22 protein-coding genes are annotated in these 20621 nt (G+C 44.8%); 6 read left to right on the forward strand and 16 right to left on the reverse strand.

Annotation, left to right across the window (positions count from 1 at the left end; all coding sequences use genetic code 11):
• Positions 1 to 64: 64 nt before the first annotated feature.
• A complete protein-coding gene (locus A3738_RS26370; protein ID WP_068476284.1) occupies positions 65 to 1183 on the reverse strand; it encodes a murein hydrolase activator EnvC in 1119 nt (372 codons plus the stop codon).
• A gap of 138 nt (positions 1184 to 1321) precedes the next feature.
• Positions 1322 to 2857 (reverse strand): 2,3-bisphosphoglycerate-independent phosphoglycerate mutase, encoded by a 1536-nt coding sequence (gpmM, locus tag A3738_RS26375; RefSeq protein WP_068476282.1) that lies wholly within the window; start codon positions 2855 to 2857, stop codon positions 1322 to 1324.
• A 148-nt stretch (positions 2858 to 3005) separates the two neighbouring features.
• Here gpmM and A3738_RS26380 point away from each other — a divergent pair, with 148 nt between their 5' ends.
• The 3 genes from A3738_RS26380 (at position 3006) to secB (ending at position 4369) form a co-directional block, all read left to right on the forward strand.
• Positions 3006 to 3422 (forward strand): rhodanese-like domain-containing protein, encoded by a 417-nt coding sequence (locus tag A3738_RS26380; protein WP_068476281.1) that lies wholly within the window; start codon positions 3006 to 3008, stop codon positions 3420 to 3422.
• Between the two features lie 40 nt (positions 3423 to 3462).
• Positions 3463 to 3717, forward strand: a complete 255-nt coding sequence (grxC, locus tag A3738_RS26385) for a glutaredoxin 3 (protein WP_068476280.1) — start codon at positions 3463 to 3465, stop codon at positions 3715 to 3717.
• A 127-nt stretch (positions 3718 to 3844) separates the two neighbouring features.
• On the forward strand, positions 3845 to 4369 hold the full coding sequence (gene secB, locus A3738_RS26390; protein ID WP_068476279.1) for a protein-export chaperone SecB: 525 nt from the start codon (positions 3845 to 3847) through the stop codon (positions 4367 to 4369).
• Positions 4370 to 4451: 82 nt separating this feature from the next.
• Here the strand turns inward: secB and trmL are convergent, their stop codons facing one another.
• Genes trmL through traF form a run of 4 tightly spaced genes read right to left on the reverse strand, consistent with a single transcriptional unit; the run spans position 4452 to position 8673 of the window.
• Positions 4452 to 4916 (reverse strand): tRNA (uridine(34)/cytosine(34)/5-carboxymethylaminomethyluridine(34)-2'-O)-methyltransferase TrmL, encoded by a 465-nt coding sequence (trmL, locus tag A3738_RS26395; protein WP_068476278.1) that lies wholly within the window; start codon positions 4914 to 4916, stop codon positions 4452 to 4454.
• A complete protein-coding gene (locus A3738_RS26400; protein WP_068476277.1) occupies positions 4916 to 6097 on the reverse strand; it encodes an acetyl-CoA C-acetyltransferase in 1182 nt (393 codons plus the stop codon). Before A3738_RS26400 ends, trmL begins: the two co-directional genes overlap by 1 nt.
• A 55-nt stretch (positions 6098 to 6152) precedes the next feature.
• Positions 6153 to 7415: a multifunctional CCA addition/repair protein gene (locus A3738_RS26405; protein WP_068476276.1), complete on the reverse strand. Its 1263-nt coding sequence runs from the start codon at positions 7413 to 7415 to the stop codon at positions 6153 to 6155.
• A 13-nt stretch (positions 7416 to 7428) separates the two neighbouring features.
• A complete protein-coding gene (gene traF / locus A3738_RS26410) occupies positions 7429 to 8673 on the reverse strand; it encodes a conjugal transfer protein TraF (RefSeq protein ID WP_068476275.1) in 1245 nt (414 codons plus the stop codon).
• Positions 8674 to 8948: 275 nt separating this feature from the next.
• Here traF and A3738_RS26415 point away from each other — a divergent pair, with 275 nt between their 5' ends.
• The gene (locus tag A3738_RS26415) at positions 8949 to 10154 is read left to right on the forward strand and encodes a flagella assembly protein FlgT middle domain-containing protein (RefSeq protein WP_068476274.1); all 1206 of its coding nucleotides are present in this window, start codon (positions 8949 to 8951) and stop codon (positions 10152 to 10154) included.
• A gap of 3 nt (positions 10155 to 10157) precedes the next feature.
• On the opposite strand, the gene A3738_RS26420 is transcribed toward A3738_RS26415, so the two are convergent.
• The 8 genes from A3738_RS26420 to sufB are packed head-to-tail and all read right to left on the reverse strand — an operon-like array spanning position 10158 to position 17567.
• Positions 10158 to 11345: a phosphatidylserine/phosphatidylglycerophosphate/cardiolipin synthase family protein gene (locus tag A3738_RS26420; RefSeq protein ID WP_082869003.1), complete on the reverse strand. Its 1188-nt coding sequence runs from the start codon at positions 11343 to 11345 to the stop codon at positions 10158 to 10160.
• Between the two features lie 23 nt (positions 11346 to 11368).
• Entirely contained in the window at positions 11369 to 11827 is a 459-nt protein-coding gene (locus tag A3738_RS26425; RefSeq protein ID WP_068476273.1) for a SufE family protein, read from the reverse strand.
• A 15-nt stretch (positions 11828 to 11842) separates the two neighbouring features.
• Complete coding sequence (sufT, locus tag A3738_RS26430) at positions 11843 to 12391, reverse strand: putative Fe-S cluster assembly protein SufT (RefSeq protein WP_068501746.1); 549 nt, start codon at positions 12389 to 12391, stop codon at positions 11843 to 11845.
• A 2-nt stretch (positions 12392 to 12393) separates the two neighbouring features.
• Positions 12394 to 12756, reverse strand: a complete 363-nt coding sequence (locus tag A3738_RS26435) for an iron-sulfur cluster assembly accessory protein (RefSeq protein WP_068476271.1) — start codon at positions 12754 to 12756, stop codon at positions 12394 to 12396.
• Between the two features lie 27 nt (positions 12757 to 12783).
• On the reverse strand, positions 12784 to 14025 hold the full coding sequence (locus A3738_RS26440) for an aminotransferase class V-fold PLP-dependent enzyme (RefSeq protein WP_068476270.1): 1242 nt from the start codon (positions 14023 to 14025) through the stop codon (positions 12784 to 12786).
• 17 nt (positions 14026 to 14042) lie between these two features.
• The gene (gene sufD / locus A3738_RS26445; protein WP_068476269.1) at positions 14043 to 15296 is read right to left on the reverse strand and encodes a Fe-S cluster assembly protein SufD; all 1254 of its coding nucleotides are present in this window, start codon (positions 15294 to 15296) and stop codon (positions 14043 to 14045) included.
• 3 nt (positions 15297 to 15299) lie between these two features.
• Positions 15300 to 16064, reverse strand: coding sequence for a Fe-S cluster assembly ATPase SufC (gene sufC / locus A3738_RS26450; RefSeq protein WP_068501744.1), 765 nt, complete (start codon positions 16062 to 16064; stop codon positions 15300 to 15302).
• 54 nt (positions 16065 to 16118) lie between these two features.
• The gene (sufB, locus tag A3738_RS26455; protein WP_068476267.1) at positions 16119 to 17567 is read right to left on the reverse strand and encodes a Fe-S cluster assembly protein SufB; all 1449 of its coding nucleotides are present in this window, start codon (positions 17565 to 17567) and stop codon (positions 16119 to 16121) included.
• A gap of 273 nt (positions 17568 to 17840) precedes the next feature.
• Between sufB and A3738_RS26460 the strand changes: the two genes are divergently transcribed.
• Together A3738_RS26460 and A3738_RS26465 are read left to right on the forward strand one after the other, a co-directional pair.
• Positions 17841 to 18866, forward strand: a complete 1026-nt coding sequence (locus A3738_RS26460; protein ID WP_068500669.1) for an HD-GYP domain-containing protein — start codon at positions 17841 to 17843, stop codon at positions 18864 to 18866.
• A 50-nt stretch (positions 18867 to 18916) separates the two neighbouring features.
• Complete coding sequence (locus A3738_RS26465) at positions 18917 to 19870, forward strand: homoserine kinase (protein ID WP_068500672.1); 954 nt, start codon at positions 18917 to 18919, stop codon at positions 19868 to 19870.
• Between the two features lie 12 nt (positions 19871 to 19882).
• On the opposite strand, the gene A3738_RS26470 is transcribed toward A3738_RS26465, so the two are convergent.
• Entirely contained in the window at positions 19883 to 20326 is a 444-nt protein-coding gene (locus A3738_RS26470) for a hypothetical protein (protein ID WP_068476264.1), read from the reverse strand.
• A gap of 13 nt (positions 20327 to 20339) precedes the next feature.
• The coding region (locus A3738_RS26475) for a LysR substrate-binding domain-containing protein (RefSeq protein ID WP_231876769.1) at positions 20340 to 20621 on the reverse strand (282 nt) is incomplete at its 5' end.

Here is a 20621-nt window from a genome sequence, read left to right on the forward strand (position 1 = left end):
GTATGCTGTAATCGTGATTATTAAAGCTCTGAGTAAATTCAAATTCATTCCTGACTTCCTGATGTTATTTGCTTAGCCACTTACGTGGATCTTGCGGCTTACCGTTCTTTCGTATTTCGAAGTATAAACTAGGGCGCTCTCGACCACCGCTATTGCCTGCATGCGCGATAACTTCGCCTGGGTTAACCCAGTCACCTACGCTTCGATGCAAGCTCTTATTGTTTCCATAAAGGCTTAGATAGTTATCGCCGTGATCTAAAATAATGAGCAGGCCGAAGCCTCTTAACCAGTCTGAGAATACGACACGTCCGTAATGGACGGATTTTACTCCAGCATCTTCTTTTGCTTGAATTCGTATGCCATTAGATCGTAACTTACCTTGTGCTAGGCGAGTCCCAAAACGCTCTAGGACTCTACCACGGCTTGGCCAAGGAAGTTTAGATTTTTGCTTGATAAACGGTGTCGAAGCCTCAGGAAGTTTTAGTTCTGATATGCTTTTCTCAACTTGAGCAAGTAGTTCTTCGAGTTGTTTTTGACTTTCTTTGAGTGAAGTAAGTTCACCTGACTTAGTTTTGATTTCTTTATTCAGTTGCGAAAGCGTGACTTTTCTTCGGTTTGTCTGGTCTTTGAGCTCGGCTAACTGCTTTTCAAGTGTTTTTCGGTTCGCACTCAGTTGTGTTTGTTTGCGAAGCACTAAGGCTTGGTTTTCTTCTAAAGCTTGGACGTCTTTTTCATATTGATTGATTGTTGCGCTGCGAGCATCTTGCAGATAATCAAAGTAAGCGAGAAATCGCGCAGAGCTTTGAGGGTCATCTTGGTCGAGTAGGGCTTTCAACTTTGGTTGTCGCCCCTCTAAATAGAGCGCTTGCAACTCTTCGATAATAAAACCTTGTTGCGCTTTTATATTTTGTTTTTGTTTTTTGATATCTATTATAAGTGCGTCTAGTTCTTTTAATAAGCTATTGATTTCTTTTTTGTTTTTGCTGATTTTCAGGTTTGTACGAGAAATTGTTTTTTCTTGTTCTTTGAGCTGCTGAATGAGCGATGACTTATTCTTGTTTGCTTTGTTCAGCCAATTGGTGATCGTGGATATGTTTGATTTCAGCTGCTCGAGTTTTTCTTCAGATTCTTCTTGAGATGCTGCTGATGCACTGAAAGATAAAGCAGTTAGGCAAAGTGTCATGGCGAGAAACACTGCGATAAGCATGTTATGCCGGCAGGATTCAGATAAAAGAGCAACCACTATTGTATTTCTCGCCTTTTATATCCAAGTAATAACAAGATGCGTAACAATAAAACGCATCTTGTTATCGTGTGGTTTTTATTTGATTAGACTTGATCCTGTCATTTCATCAGGAATTTCGAGATCCATCAACTCTAACAGTGTTGGGGCAACATCGCTTAGCTTACCGCCTTCTTTTAGCGAAAGCGCGCGATCACCCAAATAAACAAGAGGTACTGGTGTTGTAGTGTGCGAGGTATGGGCTTGACCAGAAGACGGATCAGTCATTTGCTCTGCATTACCATGATCTGCCGTTACTAAGGCTTGGCCATTCACTTCTGCAAGCGCGGCGCTAACTTTACTTAGACAGGTATCGAGGCACTCTGCTGCTTTGACTGCTGCATTGTATTTGCCAGTATGGCCGACCATGTCCCCGTTAGCGTAATTACACACAACCAAATCGTATTCGCCAGACTTAATGGCAGCAACAAGTTTGTCTGTGACTTCTGGGGCGCTCATTTCAGGTTTTAGGTCATAGGTTGCTACATCGGGGCTTGCGATAAGCTCGCGTGTCTCTCCATCAAACAAGGCTTCGCGACCGCCACTAAAGAAGAATGTAACGTGGGCATACTTTTCCGTCTCGGCAATGCGAAGCTGAGTTTTTCCAAGCGTTTGCATGTATTCGCCCAAGCAATTAGGAAGGGCGCTCGGTGGGTAAGCGCATGAAGTTTTGATGTCAGCGGCATACTCGGTCAACATAACAAAGTCAGATAGACTAGGAATTGCTTTGCGCTCAAAGCCATCGAAATTTGGTTCGACAAATGCGCGAGTGATCTCTCGAGCTCGGTCTGCTCTAAAATTCATAAACAGCACGGCATCTTTGTCTTGGATTTGTACTTGCTCGTCATCTGGGGCTTGGATAACGGTAGCCGCGACGAATTCGTCATTCTCATCACGTGCATATGCTTCGTGTAGGCCCGCTACAGGGGAAGCACTTGTGTATTGTCCTTCCGTGAGGGTAAGCAGGTTGTATGCCGACTCAACTCGATCCCATCGGTTGTCGCGGTCCATTGCATAGTAGCGGCCGACGATGCTGGCAACGCGACCGATACCTTTTTCTCTGAGCAAGTTTTCTAATTTTTCTAATGAAGGTTCTGCGCTGCGTGGGGGCATGTCACGGCCATCAAGAAATGCATGAACATACACCTTCTTGGCTCCGCGGCGCTCAGCGAGCTCAACTGCCGCAATGATATGGTCTTCATGGCTATGAACCCCGCCTGGCGATAGCAAACCAAGTAAATGAACGGCTGCGTCTGCATTGACCGCTTTATCGATAGCGGTGCATAGTGCTTCATTCTCAAAGAACGCTTGATCTTCAATGTCTTTGGTAATACGCGTGAAGTTTTGGTAGACAATACGTCCTGCACCCAGATTCATATGGCCAACCTCGGAATTGCCCATCTGCCCGTCAGGTAATCCAACCGCCATGCCTGATGTGGCAATCAGAGTACTTGGTTTGGAGTTCCACATGTCATCCCAAAATGGAGTTTTAGCGTTTTGAATTGCGTTAAAATTGCTCTCCTCTCGGTAGCCCCAGCCATCAAGAATGATTAGTGCAGTGGTGCGTTTTGCCATAATGCTTCGGTCTCAAAGTTTAAGAGTTCAAAATTGGGCGCGATTTTACCGTTTCTTTTGCTTCTTGGCGACTTATTCCCGAGAGTCTCTGTCTCGTACTTGATGGCTTGTGTATAATGCGCGCCGAAATATTTAAAAGGGAAAGCTAATGGATCGTTTGTTTGAATTTATCGGTAACCACTGGGAGCTAGTCAGTATCTTCTTTGGTTTGCTGTTCGCGTTGTGGTGGACCGAAAAAGCAAAGGCTGGTCAGAGCTTAAGTCCGCTAGCCGTTACACAACTTTTGAATAAAGATGAAGCGGTTATTGTTGATGTTCGTGACAAGAAAGACTTTAACGAAGGGCGTATTACCGGATCTATCCATGTGCCATTCACAAGTTTTAAAGACCGCACCAGCGAGCTAGAAACTTACAAAGACAAGCAAATTATTATTGCTGATAAAATGGGGCAACATTCGGGAGCTGCCGGGAAGCTTTTAAGAGCTGCGGGTTTTGAAAATGTGGCTCGATTACAGGGTGGCATTGCTGAGTGGAAAGCGAGCAACATGCCACTTGTTAAAAAGTAGTGTATCGCCGCACATATTAGATTTATGAGATTGCAGTGTTATGGCTAAAAACGTCGTTATTTACAGCTCAAATTATTGTCCATTTTGTGTGAGAGCCAAGTCTTTGTTAAAGAAGAAAGGCGTGTCATACAAGGAATTAGTGGTTGATGGTGATCCTTCTCTGCGTCAAGAAATGATGCGATTGAGTCGTCAGCACACTGTGCCACAAATATGGATTGGTAATACGCATGTGGGTGGGTGTGATGACCTGTATGCGCTAGAGCGAGCGGGTAAGCTCAATCCTCTGCTTACTTGATATGAAAAAATATGTGTTTAGGCCCGAAAAAGAGAGCTGTGCACTCGTTATCTAGCGATACAGTGCTTAGTATGCAGGTACTGAGCGATGCTCTATCTAAAAAGAATATAGATTTAAGGTAAAAAAGATGTCTGAAAACGAAACTCCAGTAGAAAATGCCGAACAAGAAGCAAATCAACAACCGCAAGCTGGTTTTGCGATGGAAAAAGTATATGTAAAAGATGCTTCTTTTGAGTCGCCAAACTCTCCAATTGTTTTCACTAAGGCATGGCAGCCAAAAGTAAAAATGGATCTGAATACCAAGCACACAGTGATCGAATCGGAAGTGCACGAGGTTGCAGTCACGATTACTTTGACTGTATCGGTTGAGGATATGACGGCGTATATTGTTGAAGTTCAACAAGCTGGTATTTTCAGAATCGTCGGTTTAGAAGGTGTTCAGTACCACCATGCAGTAGGTGCTGTATGCCCTAACTTGTTGTTCCCATATCTTCGCGAAAGTATTGATAATATCGTTGTTAAAGGTGGTTTCCAGCCAGTGATGTTAGCGCCGATCAATTTTGACGCGATGTTTGCGCAGGCAATGGCAAAGAAACAGCAGCAGGAGCAAGAAGCAGCAAGCGCTGAAGCAGCTGAATCAACAGTTCAGTAAGACTGCGTGACTGCAATCCATAAAAAACCGCTAAGCATTTATTGTTTAGCGGTTTTTTATGAGCGAAAAAATCTATGCAGATCTAACTTCCAGCCTGAAAGCTAAGCTGACGCCAGGCTTCATACACGACAATCGCAACTGAATTAGACAGGTTTAAGCTGCGACTTCCTTCCAACATTGGAATTCGAATACAAAAGTCCGTTCCTAGTCCCTCTCGAACATCACTAGGTAATCCACGAGTTTCAGGGCCAAACAAAAAGAAGTCGTTTTCTTGGTAAGAAATTTCCGTGTGTGGGCGACTTCCTTTTGTTGTCATGCCAAAGATTCTTGCACCAGCATGTTTAGCCTCGAATTCTTGATATGAGGCGTAGGTCAAGACATCCGCAAATTCGTGGTAATCTAACCCCGCACGACGCAATTTTTTCGTATCGAGATCGAAACCAAGTGGTTCTATGAGATGCAATCGGCAGCCTGTGTTGGCTGCCAACCGAATAACATTCCCTGTGTTTGGTGGAATTTCGGGCTCATATAAAACGATATTGAACATTAGTTGCGCTCAACCGCTAACGAAACACCCATGCCACCACCGATACACAATGTTGCTAAACCTTTGTTTGCGTCTTGTTTGATCATTTCATGGAGTAATGTGACAAGAACGCGACAACCTGATGCGCCGATAGGGTGGCCTAGAGCTATCGCTCCACCATTGACGTTAACCTTAGTTTCGTCCCATCCCATGCCTTGGTTGACGGACAAGGCTTGTACTGCAAATGCTTCGTTTGCTTCTATGAGATCAAGGTCGTTGATTGTCCAGCCTGCTTTCTCAAGGCAACGCTGACTGGCAGGAATTGGGCCTGTACCCATTATTTCAGGTTGTACTCCGGCATTAGCGTAAGCTTTTACTGTGGCTAAAACGGGTAGGTTTAGTTCTTTGGCTTTCTCTTCGCTACATACAATGACTGCCGCTGCGCCGTCATTGAGTGATGAGGCATTCGCAGCTGTGACGGTGCCATCTCTTTTAAATGCCGGACGCATTTTAGCGATGCTTTCTATTGTTGCACCTAGTCGAATGTTTTCGTCTTTATCAAATATGATAGGGTCGCCGCGGCGCTGAGGAATGCTAATGGCAATAATTTCATCACTAAATTTGCCATCTGCTTGTGCTTGTTCTGCTTTGTTCTGTGAGCCTAGAGCAAAGGCATCTTGCGCCTCTCGATCGATTTCATATTTTTCTGCAATGTTTTCCGCGGTAATGCCCATGTGATAATCGTTGAAAGCATCCCATAAGCCATCGGTAATCATCGTGTCGACCATATTCCAAGGCCCCATACGCTGTCCGTTGCGGCTATTTGGAAGTGCATGTGGAGCATTGCTCATGCTCTCTTGCCCGCCGGCGATAATAATGTCTGCGTCACCAAGCTGAATGGCTTGTACTGCCATTTGTACTGCCTTTAAACCGGATCCACACACCTTGTTAATGGTGAGCGCAGGTGTTTGCACTGATAATCCAGCCTTAATTGCTGTTTGTCTTGCTGGGTTTTGTCCGCAGCCGGCGGTGAGTACTTGTCCTAAAATTACTTCATCCACTTGATCGGTGTTAATGCCGGTCTTTTCTAGTAAACCAGAAACAACTTGTGTTCCAATCTCAACGGCACTCAAGGAAGAAAGAGAACCACCGAATGAAGCGATGGCGCTGCGCCCCGCCGCTACGATAACTGCATTTCGCATAACAAACTCCAGAATAAATGAATGGGCGGATTATAGATTCAGGGAATAGGGGCGTCTATATATCTGGCTTTTCAACGAGAGAAATTGCCTCAATACGTGCTTTTTCGATCATTCCTCCAAGCTCTTTTCCTTTATATCCTTGTTCGAGGAAGGGTTGGGGTTTGATTGATGTCGCTGCCGCCAACGCAGAACGAAAGTAGTCAGCTTGCGGATAGGCGATCGATTCAAATCCTGTTCGGCCGCGACTATCTGAAATACAAACTAGTAATAAATCTTCAAGTTGTTGAGGTTTTCTAAAAGCATCGCAAGCAGAGAGTACTTTGAGAATGGTGCTTGCTTTCAGTTCAAACGCTCTGTGGATATGGGTATGGTATTGGCTAGCAATGAGCGACAGTGATTCTGCGTAGCGATTAGTGCATAACTTTTTGCATAGTTGTTTGATCGGCTTGAGCCCTAGTTGTTCGTGCCCGTGATGCTTAGGCCATTGCTTTGAGTCGGTTTTTGCCTTCCCTAAATCATGCACTAGAGCAGCAAATCGTACATCTGTGGAGTGCGTCAGTTGAGCAGATGCTTGCAAGCTCATTAATGCGTGTATGCCGCAGTCTATTTCAGGATGATGTTTTGCTGGTTGAGGTATTCCGAATAAGGCATCAAGCTCAGGCATGACTATTTTCAGCGCATTGCATTGGCGCAAGACTTCAAAATATATGTGTGGGGAATCCTCAGCAAGTGCCCGCTGTGTTTCCTGCCATACGCGCTCGGGTGTGAGTGTCTCGAGTTCGCCGCTACCACTGATCTGAGACATTAAAGTGATAGTTTCAGGGGCTACAGAGAATCCTAGGGGATGGAAGCGCGCAGCAAATCGAGCGACGCGTAAAACGCGTAAAGGATCTTCGGAAAACGCAGAAGATACATGCCTCAATGTTTTTTTCTCGAGATCCTGCTGCCCATTATACGGATCGATGACATTGCCATAGGCATCTTCGGCCATAGCGTTAATCGTTAAGTCGCGTCTCTCTAGATCTTGCTCAAGCGTTACCTCAGGGCTGAAGTCGCAGATAAACCCTTTGTAGCCTTCACCGTGTTTACGTTCAGTACGGGCAAGTGCATATTCTTGTTTAGAGATAGGATGGATAAAAACAGGGAAGTCTGCGCCGACTTGCTGAAATCCCTGTTCCACCATTTGTTCTGGTGTTAAGCCGACAACCACCCAGTCTAGATCTTTGCTTTTAAGGTTGAGGAGGCGGTCTCGGACGGCTCCGCCTACGATGAAATAAGAGTCTGCAGGAAGCAGATTAGAATTTGAATGTGATGACATGTCGCTAGCTTAGCTAAAAGGCGTAGCCAAGACCAACTGTTCCGCCAATTTCTACTTCATTAATCATTGCGGCGGCTTCAATACTGAATCCATGTGGTTGATACAAAAAACCACCCGTTAGAATAGCTTTGTCTTTGGCGGCTTCAGATGTTTGTGCCATGTTGATGCGCATGCCCGCACGGAGGTGAAAGTCGTCTCTTAAAAAATATTCTCCACCGAAACTTAGAAAGCGGGTTAATCCTTCGAAGTCATAGACCTCGTTTTCTGAAAGATCGATATCCATAGTAAGCATGTAGTTTTGGCGGTAATGCGCCACGCCAAACTGATAGAGTGCTTGCACAGCACGAGCTGTGCCGGGATAAGGGCCTGTGCGGCTCGCATTTTCAGGTCTGTATGGTGTGAAATCGGTCGGGATCATGTTCATACCAACAAAAGAGAAAATCCATTCGCCGTCGAGTATCGGACCTGAAAGGCCTAGCTCTTCGCGCATAAAGGATTCGGTCATTAACATTGAGAACCCTAAATCAACATTCCATTCTAAGAAATCACGACTTACCTGTTTGTCTGGTGGGTTGCGTGGGTTATATGTGTTAATACTTTCCGCGCGATGTGAACCCCTTATTTCGACTAGCTTGGGCGTGAAGCCCCAAGATATTGGCATGTTGTAAGAAATTACATTTGTGGTGGCTACGGTAACACCGAACTCACTAATATCGACATAGGTGTTGTCGACGGTTGAACTGAGTCGCTCCTCAAGAGTCCCTAAAACAGAACCACCGCTATCGAGAGTGTCTATTAATTCCGCAAACTTGGCTTCATCCTTGTTAAGAATCGTCGTCATTTCACGTATATCACGGCGAGTATAAAAGTTAATCGTGACCGGACGAGTATCTACTAATAAATTGAAGACAGTCGTTTCATCTTTTCGATAGCCCTCTAAATTCATTTGACGAATGACGTCTCTAACTTCCGCTGCATCTGATGAGGTGGGGCCTGAAAGACGGTCATAGTCCTGAACAATATTGCTATCTTGGAAGTTATTTAAGGACTCCTCCCAATCGGTGTTATACAGTTCACGAGCACCCATTGATGCACTGAGATATAAGCGATCAGGTTTAGAGCCTCTGTTAAAAGCGATTAAAGCAGGGTTGTGAAGGGATGCGTTGAATTTAGTCGCTGCTGCAGCGCCAGTACCTCCCATCGCCATGGATCTTGGGTCAAGTAAGGTTCTATAGCCAGCAATTGTTTGAGCACTCATGCAGAGGCATATGAATGTTATTAGGCCTCTGAAACTGCTAGTTCGCATTATTGGTCACTTCCTACATTTTTAAATTCGCACAACCTAAGGATTGTAACGAATTGCAAGCGCTTGCAAAGGCATATACGTCACGAAACCGTACTCTTTTCTTCGATACTTAAATGCTCGAAGCGTTTGGATTTAAGCGGCAATCGTTTGCCAAAAAGCGCTGGCATAGAAATTGGTTAGTTCTCAACAAATAAATAATTTTGTCGTCTTGCTAGTAGGTAGTTCGGATGCGTAGGTTTACCTTGTCTCAATATGTTTTAGCTTTTTTGCTTACTCTACAGTCTGCCGTTTCTTTTGCGCAGTGGTTCGAGTCGACAGGAGAGGCTTCACTTTCTGACGTGAGCTATGTTGAGGCGCGAGAAGCGGCCAGACAAGATGCACTAGCTAAAGCGATGCGCGCCTTTATCGAACGCAAAGAGCACAATTCACTCGTGAATGGGCGAATAGAAGCGAGTAGTGATAGTTTGGCAAGCAAAATTCGAGTACTAGAAGAACGTATTAAGCACGAACACGTTGCAGGTGATTATCTTAGTATTCAGTATGCTGTTGATCTTGATGCCTCGTCAGAGTGTCTGAACTCTGATGCGGGCCGATTCAAAAAATCAGTGGCTGTACTTGGCTTTAATTTACAAGTCCCAGATCAGGCAAGTATTGGCCGGTTAAACGGTGTTGAGCAAGGCTTGTCTAGCGCGCTGTCTAGCGCCTTGTCTCAAGTAGATTCCTTGTCTGTGCTCCAGCAAGCTGATGTTGGCGCCTATCGCCCTATGATCAATGCACCGACTCAAGTTACAGAACAGCGCTTACTCAGTCATGCGATGCAAGAAGCGAAAAAACTTAATGTTCAGTTCGTAGTTTCTGGAGTGGTTCGTGATATGGGTTTAGTTAATCCAAAGGCTTATGAAACCTCGGTGTGGAGAAAAAGTATCAAGTTCTTTGCTCAAGCAGACGAGCGACGTCGATTCTCGGTTGATCTGTTTGTTCATGATGGATTGACGGGCGAGCTTGTATGGCGAGAAAACTTCGCGACGCAAGGAGATTGGTCTCCAGATTTATCTGATGAAATAGGCTTTGCTACACAAGCTTTTTGGAAAACATCATACGGATTGCATATCTCTAACTTACTCGAGTCAATGAGCTTCGCGTTAGATGAGCAGTTGCGTTGTCAGCCTTTTATGACACGCATTGCTCGTGTTGATGGAAAAACAATTCATTTTTCTTCTGGCGCAAGCGTAGGATTGCGACCAGGCGATAAGCTTAGTGTTTATCGAAGTTTCAATTTTTACGATGCCTTGCAGCAAAAGGGACTGGAGCTAACCAATACAAAAGCTGTATTGACGGTCTCTCAGGTTCATCCAAATTTTGCTAGTGGTAAGATTGGGCTAGATCCGGGCCGTTTGAATATTCAGCAAGATGACGTTCTGATTGTTTGGTAAGGACTAAAGCCAGCGTCCGAAGAGCAATAGTATTAGACTTCCCGCAACTCGTTTCCATAAAGGCTGTTTGGCAAGACTACTCAATGTTTGTTTGGTCGTGTACGAACAATCATGATGAAAATCATCGAGTAGTTGTTGTTTGGCTTCTTTGGTTTGAAGTATGTAGTCGACTTCGAGATCGTGCCGAAAGCTTCGATGATTCATATTGCTGGAACCAATACTCGCCCATTCATCAATCATGATTGTTTTGGCGTGAAGCATGACAGGCTGATATTCATAAATATGAGCCCCTGATTGCAAAAGGCTTTTGTAAAAGTACGCCGATACCCAAGGCATAAAAATAACGTCCGAATGTTCCGGCACAATAATTTGAACGTTTACGCCTCTTTGTGCTGCAGAAGTCAATGCTTTTAACAGCGCTGGTTCAGGCACAAAGTATGCGTTAGTGATAAAGATATGATGTTGCGCGTGATTGATCAGACGAAGTAATAAACGATGGTGATGTTTGCGCAGGATACGGTTGTAGTTGAGTAAGAAATTGGATTTTAGCGCAGTTTTAGTAATGATGCGTTTCACCTTCTGCTTTGAATAATTCCAACTCGCATCAAACGCTTGCTCAAGCGCACTTAGATTTCCCCCAGATATTTTTATAGCGGTATCGCGCCAATGAGCGCCACCATGCTCATTGTGTAAATGGTTGACGCTGATATTGATGCTGCCTATGAAAGCGAAGTGCTTATCGATGATGACCGTTTTGCGATGGTTTCGTTTGTTAATGGAGAGTAAAAGATATAAGAGTTTTCGTATGCCATGGGTCTTTATTACGGCGTAGCGCCATTGTTCTAGTTTCCATGGCAACGGGCGATGAATACGTACTTGCACACCGTGCTGAGTAAGATCATCCGCAATTGCTTTAAACTTGTCGTCAATGCCAATTCCATCGGTGAGTAAACGTACTGTCACGCCGCGCCCTGCAGCAGATTTCAGGATTTCGGCAACACGTAGTCCGAGAGTATTGTTCTCATAGATATAAACTTCCATGTCAATGCAGTACTTGGCGTCATTGATGCTATCTTTGAGCGCAAAAAAATAACTTTCTGCATCATTGAACAGTTGTTCTTGAGGAGGAGTATCAATAGAAGATCGTGAAGGGTGTTTTGAAGGCTTCGAAGAATGCGGAATTAGTGTCATCAAAGCCTCTTTTGCTGAATGGTTTAGCTGTTTTCTGCGGCTGCCTTCTTGATTAATTCAAGCATAGCACGTAAACCATTGCCTCGAGTTGGACTGATATGCCGCATTAAGTCTATTTTTTCAAATGCAGCTTCCACATCGAGATCAATAATTTCCTGCGGTGTTTTCGCATTCAAGGTAACGAGAACAATTGCAGCGAGACCTTTCACGATAATCGCGTCGCTATCGATCATTAAATAAAGCTTGTTCGTGTCTGCATCAAATTTATGAATTAGCCAAACTTGGCTTTGACAGCCATGAACGTAGTTATCTTCAGTTCGTTCAGACTCCGGGAATTCAGGAAGGGATTTTCCAAGATCGATGATGTAGCCATAGCGTTCTTCCCAATCATCTAGGAACTCAAAGGCATCATAGATATCTTCAATGGTGGTTTCGCTACCCAGAGGATTGGATTTAAAGCTTTCTAAAGAAGGCGAGGTCATGTTTGTTCCTTTAGCTTACAGCAGGCCGAGTTCCAGTTTCGCTTCGTCTGAAAGCATCTCATTGTTCCATGGTGGTTCAAAGACTAAATCTATCTCAACCTTAGCCACATTTGGCACACGTTCTACGTAAAATCGAACATCGTTTACGATGACAGGGCCCATGCCGCATCCAGGTGCAGTCAAGGTCATTGTAATATCTACATCAAATTTGTCTGCAATATCAGTGCTCTTTTTTACTTCGCAGCCATAGATCAGGCCAAGTTCGACAACGTTGACTGGAATTTCTGGGTCATATACCTGATGTAAAGCTGCCCATACTTGCTCTTCGCTAACAGATCCATCGGCAGGTGCTTCGACTTCTTCGTATTCAACGGTTTTGCCCAGTGCATCCGCATCCCTTCCTTCAATTCGAGCAAGATTACCATTCACTGATACGGTGAATGTTCCACCTAAAGATTGGGTAATGGTGACGAATGAGTCCTTTGGAATAACGATCTCTGTGCCTGCCGGAACAATACGAGCGTCTACATCTCGATTTGTTACGACGACTTCGCGTTCTGCCATGCCTACGCTTCCTCAGTCACTGAAAAACTTTCACCACAACCGCACTCGCCAGTCACATTTGGGTTTTTAAATTGAAACATGCTGTTTAGACCAACGGTTACGAAGTCGATTTCTGTACCATTAAGCACGGCTAGATCTTTTGCTGGGACAACAATGCTCACGCCTTGTTGTTGAAATTCCACATCACCATCTTTTGCTTCTTTTACCAGCTCAGTTTCATACATGAATCCAGAACAGCCGCTAGTCTGCAGATACAGGCGGAAAGATAGATCGCCTCCTGCTTTCGCTACTTCTTGTGCGATGTGCTGAGCAGCCTTTTCTGATACAGAAATAGACTGGCTTGGTTCGAACGTTGAAACAGTCATATAAATGTCTTCCTAGAGTATGCGTTCTTACGCGAACATGCGTTGTATTTTCGCGAGCGCAGCGAATAACTGATCGACTTCTTCGTGCGTGTTATAAAACGCGAATGATGCGCGAGCACAGCCCGGAAGTCCGAATTTTTCCATTAGAGGCATAGCACAGTGGTGGCCAGTACGAATGCCGATGCCTTGTTGATCAAGCAACATACCAATGTCGCTTGGATGTAATCCTTCAATTTTGAAAGACATAACCGGCACCTTGTTTTCAGCAGTACCAATCATCGACATGCCTGGAATGGTCTCGATTAGTTTTATCGCATGAGCCATTAAGGCGGCTTCATGCGCGTCTAGCGCTTCGCGATCGAGCGATTGAATGTAGTCAATGGCAGTGCCTAAGCCTACCGCTTCACCAATCGCTGGTGTGCCAGCTTCAAACTTATAGGGGAGTTGATTGTAGGTTGTACCCTCAAAACTAACGCGCTCTATCATCTCACCGCCACCTTGGTAAGGAGGCATCGCTTCTAGCAAGTCGCGCTTTCCATATAGAACACCAATACCTGTCGGGCCGAAAATTTTATGCGATGAAAATGCATAAAAATCGCAATCTAAATCCTGAACATCAACAGCAAAATGAGGTGTTGCTTGTGCACCATCTAAAACGGTTAATGCATTCACAGATTTTGCTTTGGCAATGATTTCATTTGCTGAATTAATGGTTCCAAGCACATTTGATACATGGGTAAAGCAAAGAAGCTTTGTGTTTGGATTCAAAAGCTCGTCGAGTTGATCAATGAGCAACTCACCATGCTCATTGATCTCCCAAACTTTAATGACCGCACCCGTACGTTCTGCCAACATTTGCCATGGAACGATATTCGCGTGATGCTCCATTCGTGTCACAATGATTTCGTCACCCGCTTCGATTTGGGGTGTTAGACCATGCGCGACCAGATTCATGGCCTCAGTCGTACCTTTGGTCCAAATAATCTGTTCGCGAGCTGGGGCGTTCAAATACGACTTAACTTTATCTCGAGCACCTTCAAAAGCTGCTGTTGCACGATCGCCTAGGGTATGCGCGCCGCGATGCACATTTGCATTATCTGAATGATAATACGCTGTCATTGCGTCGATCACTTGCTGCGGTTTTTGAGAGCTAGCTGCGCTATCGAGGTATACCAGTGGCTTACCGTTTACATCTTGGTTGAGAATAGGGAAGTCTGCGCGTGCCTTTAACGCGATCTCTTGTATCTCTTGTGCCGTCATTGCGCTCATTTAATTCGTTTTCCCGCCTAATCTTTAAAGCTAAGAAGTTCTGATAAAGTTTGCTCCCACTGTTCAGCAAGCGAAGCAATCGGAACTGCGCGTACCAATTCAAGAACAAATCCGAGCGTCAACATTTGACGCGCTTGCTCATCACTCAGACCGCGAGTTTTTAGGTAGTACACTTCTTTTTCATCTAGTTGGCCGATGGTTGCGCCGTGTGCACATTTAACATCGTCAGCGTAGATTTCTAACTCTGGTTTCGTATCGATTTCTGCAGAGTTCGATAACAACAAGTTGCGATTGTTCATTTCGCCCAGTGTTTTTTGGGCGTCTTTGTGAATATATATACGTCCATTAAACACAATGTGTGAATTGTCATCTGCAATACAACGATAGTTTTCTTCGCTGGTGCAGTTTGACGCAATGTGCTCAATTTCGGTGTGGTTGTCGTAGTGTTGTTTTTCCTTCGTGACGACCACGCCATTTAATTCACAATGCGAGCCTTTCTCTGTCATTAATACATGAAGGTCATGGCGTGCCATTGCTGACCCTAAGCAAAGAATATGGCTTTCAAAATTCGCATCACGTTTTAGAATTGCACGCGTGGTTCCGCCTATACGGAACGCACTGCCTAAAGGATTTTGACGCAAATAAGTAAGCTTTGCGTTGTCACCAATCAGCGCTGTTGTTTGGCTAGAGCAGAATGCTCCGTCTACATCAGCGATTGCATAGTTTTCAATGACTGTAGCTTGCGCACTTTGCTCCAGTTCGATATACACACGAGGTGTTGTAAGTCCCGCTTCATCTTGCACAAAGTTCAAAATGATCGGGCATTCAATCACGGCATTTTTAGCAATGCGAATGACTAGTCCATCATTGAAAAGAGCGGTATTGATTTGTTCAAGCTCTCCGCGCTCATATTCTGCAAGTTCAATGATTGCTGAGCAGTCTTCATCACTAAGTTTCGTAAAAGCTTGAAGAGTTAAGCCCGATTCTTCGATCTCGCTTAATGCCGCGGCGTCAATACCAGCAGCTGAGATGTCTATGTAGATAGCATTTTCGACAAATGCTGTGGTGCTTACTGTCTCAGAGTTGTTACTGAGAAGGCTTAGATCACCTAAACGCTTTGCAGAATACTTCCAATGCTCTGTTTTGCGCGTTGGCACAACAAGCGTAGATAGTTTCTCTTGTGCGTTTTTCTGTAATGTTTGAATTTGGCTTGGAAGAGCAGAGTTAAGCTGATGCGCTTCAACGACAGCCAAAGAGCTGAGTTGAGTCATCGCTTATGCCTCGCTTTCTGCGTTGTCTTCAAGACCTAACCAGCCGTAGCCTTTTTCTTCAAGCTCAAGTGCAAGCTCTTTGCCGCCTGATTTGATGATTTTACCGCCAGCCAAAACGTGAACATAATCTGGAACAATGTAATCAAGCAAGCGCTGGTAGTGCGTAACCATAACAACCGCTCGATCTGGAGAGCGAAGCGCGTTTACGCCATCAGCCACAACACGTAGTGCGTCGATATCTAGGCCTGAGTCAGTTTCATCAAGAATCGCTAGTGATGGCTTAAGCATCAGCATCTGCATGATCTCGTTACGCTTTTTCTCGCCGCCAGAGAAACCTTCGTTGACGCCACGTTTTAAGAAAGATGGGTCAAGATTTACCTGTTGGATCTTTGCTTTAGCTTGCTTCATGAATTCCGCTGCGTTGATCTCACCTTCGCCGCGATGTTGGCGAATGTTGTTGATCGCGGTGCGCAAGAACTGAAGGTTGCTGACGCCTGGAATTTCAACAGGGTATTGGAATGCTAGAAACACACCTTCACGCGCGCGGTCTTCAATCGACATGTCAAGGAGATCTTGGCCATTAAAAGTAACCGTGCCGCCGTTCACTTCATAAGCTTCGTTGCCTGCGAGTACCTGAGAAAGTGTACTTTTACCGCTCCCATTTGGGCCCATGATTGCGTGAACTTCGCCAGGCTTAACCTCAAGGTTCAAGCCTTTAAGGATTTGCTTTTCTTCAACTGATGCTTGTAAATCTTTAATGTCTAACATTCGTCTTTTCCATTCGTATGCGTCGCACAACTCGCCGCAAGATTTAATCTTTAATTAACCTACACTGCCTTCAAGGCTGACTTCTAATAGCTTGGTTGCCTCAACCGCGAATTCCATCGGAAGCTCTTTGAATACTTCCTTACAGAAACCGTTAACAATCATTGAAACGGCTTGCTCTGCATCAATGCCTCGTTGTTGGCAAAGGAACAGTTGGTCATCGCTGACTTTTGAGGTCGTCGCTTCGTGCTCGACGATCGCACTCTTATTTTTGTTTTCGATGTAAGGGAAGGTATGAGCGCCACACTTGTCGCCAATCAATAGAGAGTCACATTGCGTATAGTTTCTTGAACCTTCAGCGGTCGGCGCAATTTTGACTAAGCCGCGATAGCTGCTGTCACTTTTACCGGCAGAAATACCTTTCGAAATGATCGTACTCTTCGTGTTTTTACCAATATGGATCATCTTCGTGCCCGTATCGGCTTGCTGAGCGTTATTTGTTAGCGCAACAGAATAGAACTCACCAACACTGCCTTCGCCGCGTAATACACAGCTAGGGTATTTCCATGTGATGGCAGAGCCAGTTTCTACTTGCGTCCACGAAATTTTAGAGTTCTTGCCAATACATGCGCCGCGTTTGGTTACGAAGTTATAAATTCCACCTCGACCCTCTTCATCACCGGGATACCAGTTTTGAACCGTTGAATATTTGATTTCAGCGTCGTCCATTGCAACGAGTTCAACCACAGCTGCGTGAAGCTGGTTTTCATCACGCATTGGCGCGGTGCAGCCTTCAAGGTAGCTAACATGGCTACGTTCTTCAGCAATGATTAGTGTACGTTCGAACTGACCGGTTTTTGCTTCGTTAATTCGGAAGTAAGTCGATAGTTCTAGCGGACAGCGCACGCCTTTCGGGATGTAAACAAATGATCCGTCAGAAAATACAGCTGAGTTTAGTGCCGCGTAGTAGTTGTCTTTTTGAGGAACAACAGAACCCAGATACTTCTTGATGAGCTCAGGATGTTTATGAACCGCTTCTGAAATTGGGCAGAAAATAACGCCAGCTTCAGTTAGCTTGTCCTTGAATGTCGTGGTGACAGAAACACTATCAAATACAGCATCAACGGCAACACCAGCGAGTCGAGCGCGCTCGTGTAATGGAATGCCAAGCTTTTCATAGGTTTTCAAAAGCTCTGGATCAACTTCGTCGAGACTTTTCGGGCCATCATCTTTAGATTTTGGAGCAGAATAATAGGCAATGTCGTTGTAATCGATTTTAGGGAAGTTAACGTGAGCCCATTCTGGGTCTTCCATCTCTTGCCATACTTTATAAGCCTGAAGACGCCATTCAAGCATCCACTCCGGCTCATTTTTCTTGGCTGATAGGCGGCGGATAACGTCTTCGTTCAAACCAGGCTCAAAGGTCTCAGACTCGATTTCGGTGACGAAACCGTGCTCATATTCTCTTTTGATTAGCTCTTTAACTTCTTTGTCAGATTCAGACATTCTTGACAGTGCTCGTATTGCTAAATTGATTTCATGTAAGAAGCGGCTGTTTCAGCCACTTTTCGGGCGCGAGTATATAATAACCTACTAAAATAGTCAGGTATTAATTTACTTTGCTCATGCGATACTTCTTTCAGGCGCGCGATTTTATACTTTTGTGGAACAAATTGCAGACTTGTTACGTAAGTTTTCACATTCTAGCCTTAAACTGACAGACATATTGCGTTGCTCTGCTAGCCTAAATTGGATGGATTTTAATCGATAGGACGTACAGTGTTAGGCGAGAACAACTATAGTAGTTATACGTTTAGTCAAGATGTTCAGGTTTGTGGTCGCGATGCATATGCAATGAAAGCGACAATCGAACACCCTTTTGAGCGTGAATTTCTTCATGCTCAATCTCTGGCAAAAGAGCTTATGGACGTTATTTATGACGTCTATGCTGCATTTCGATGCGGCAGCTCTGTTAGTGTTTCTCAAGATATTCAACCAATTATAGAGCGATGCCAAGAGAGCATTTCTCGAAATTTGTATGCGTGGCTCGCACTGTGCCAAACAAAGCGTAAACAGTCTTATTTAATTGAGCATGCTTTTCGTACGACGGTGTTATCGATGAGTTTAGCTTCGGCATTGAAATGGGATAGTCGAGAAACCTTGAAATTAGGGCTATCTGCGTTATTGAGTGATGTCGGTAAAGTGATGATTCCCTCATCGATTCTCAATAAAGAAGGGGCATTAACGAGCGCGGAGTATGCAGTGATTCGAGTGCATCCTTTGGAGGGAAGAAAATTACTTCAGCAACTTAGTGATGTAGATGCATCTGTCATTGATATCGTGGTTAGCCACCACGAACGTATTGATGGGCAAGGGTATCCTCAGGGATTAACGGCTGATCAGATTCCGCTTTCTGCGAAGTTAATTGCGATTACAGATGCTTTCGATGCAATGACGAGCGAAAGGGCCTACGCATCGGCTCGGTCTATCGACGATGCGATGAAAATTCTTGTTCAGTGTAAAGGTGAGCAATTCGATGAAAGCCTAACAGACGCATTCTTAGCCTTGCTGGGGAATGTTCCCTCTGGCTTGCATGTGAAATCGAGTTCTGGTCGAGCGTTGCTTATCTTAGAGCCGGGGCGTTCTTTGGGGAGTTATCGTGCTATTTCGTTGAGCGATGGCTTGGAACTAGAAATCCCTACAAAAGATGCGGTTTCTTCGCAAAGTGAGTATATTGCTCCAGATTCGATTGAAGCGATGAATGAATCGCACATTCAGCAACTGAACGCGTTGATAACGGCTTAAAAAAGTCTTTGTTTTGAACGTCTTTATTTTTATTAGTTTGGTCACTTTTCATGGCAGTTTTCACACAGGTCAGCCCGCAAGACTTGAATCCAGTTATTGAACAGTTCTCTCTTGGCAGGATCGTCTTGTTAGAGGGGATTGGGGCTGGAATTGAAAACACCAATTACTTTTTGAACACCTCAAAAAATGGTCAGCTTAGTCGATGGGTGTTGACGATTTTTGAGGCGATGGAATCCGCTGAATTGCCTTTTTTTGTCTCGCTCACCCAACATTTAGCGTCAAAAGGGCTTGCTGTTCCCGCGGCGCTGCAAGATTCGAAAGGGCAATCCCTTTTTAAGATTCAAGGCAAAGACGCCATGATCGTTCCTTGTTTTGATGGGGCCGCAAAAACAGACATGGAGATCGAAGATTGTGCCGCAGCGGGGAAATGGTTGGCGCATATGCATCATGCGGTCGCAGATTTTGATGGAGATCGAAAATTAGTTCGAGATTCAGCTTGGATGCAGGAGCATCTCAATGCGCTCAAAAATTCTGACATGCCTCGCGACGACTTTGCTTTGCTAGAGGAATGCGTTGAACGCTATTCGGTATACCAAAGAGAGTTAGATCAGTGTTCAAGGGGCACTGTTCATGGGGACTTGTTTAAAGACAATGTTCTCTTCGGCGAACAGAATATATCTGGCGTGATTGACTTTTATCATGCCTGTACCGAAGGCTTTCTTTTTGATTTGGCTGTTTGTGCGAACGACTGGGCGATGACTGCGTCAGGCCGACACGATAGTGCAAAACTATCGGCTTTGGTGGAGGCATATCAGAGTGAGAAACCTTGGTCAGATGCCGAAAGTGCTTGTTGGCCCTTATTTCTGGAATTGGCCGCTTTACGCTTTTGGATATCCCGGTTAGTAAGTAAGTACTTAGCGGGTTATCAGCAGGAGAGTTTGGCGGGCGATACGATCAAAGATCCAAACGCCATGCGCGATATTATTATTCAGCTTCGCGCATAGCGTTGCGTATGACTACTGAAATAAAGCGTTAATGTCAGTGCTAAGATTGACGTCGACCAAATACCAGCCTTGGTCAGGTTGGTAAAAATTCATTTCCCACACAAGTGCCGCTTGCCGAAACTTCAATAGATACCGTACTTTGTAAAGGTGTTCGCCAACACTTTTGGTATCTACTTTTGCGTAGCTTAAGGCTTTACCCGCACTTGATTCGATGCGCTGCATGTCTTGAATAATCCGAGCACTGCGTTGTGCGAACTGTTCAGGATTTACGCCAGCATAAGCAGAGATCAAATTAAGAGCTGATTCGCTATCGCCTTTTGCAACTTGCTCCATAAATAAGTCAGTTGCCTGTTCCAATTTTTTTAGATTGGCGAGTGGTTTTGATGAAGCTGGATTCGCCCAAAAAAGCGCAATGATGGAGAGTAAAATAATGAGGGTGCGAGCGTATTGATGCATTGTAAGTCCTGATTTATTCCTGTTCTTTTAATTGCTTTTGGATAAGGGTGCGTAGGCGTTGTAAGCCTTTGCCTTGGTTTACCATTTTCCAAGCCATGTAGAGCGTGCTTGGTTGTGGGCGCGCATTGTCGAGCGGCAACTCAACAAGTTTACCTGCCTTGAGTTCTTCTCTAATCAGGTATCGTGGTAAGAAACCAACGCCGATACCTGCTTTTTGAGCATTTAACTTGTTATAAGTATTGGGGACATAAAAGCGCTGTTGCACCTGATCCTTCAACGAAGAGTGTAAACCTCT

The organism is Oleiphilus sp. HI0066, assembly GCF_001635725.1.